Raw genomic sequence first — 274 nt, forward strand, 5'->3', positions numbered from 1 at the left:
TTTACAAAATGGCACTGTGAGGATAAGGAAATTTACGGTACCTTCATTTTTTACTTCTATAGTCCTACGTAAACATTTTATTCCATCCATTCAATCATTGAACAAAAATAGGAGTTACATATAAAATGCAACCCCTATTATGATTAATGATTTTCTCCTTGACGGCGAAGCAACTCAGATTTATCTGTACGCTCCCAAGGTAATTCAATACCAGAACGGCCAAAATGACCGTATGCTGCCGTTTGCTTATAAATGGGGCGACGTAATTCTAACA

General features: G+C 36.5%; 1 protein-coding gene. It reads right to left on the minus strand.

Translation table 11 applies throughout. The annotated features are described in order from the left end of the window. Positions 1–143 precede the first annotated feature (143 nt). Positions 144–274 (minus strand): methionine adenosyltransferase domain-containing protein (locus RYX56_RS22305; RefSeq protein WP_317124114.1); only part of this gene is annotated, 131 nt, incomplete at its 5' end.

It is taken from the genome of Alkalihalophilus lindianensis (genome assembly GCF_032843265.1).
In the GTDB taxonomy this organism is placed as follows: domain Bacteria; phylum Bacillota; class Bacilli; order Bacillales; family Bacillaceae_D; genus Alkalihalophilus; species Alkalihalophilus lindianensis.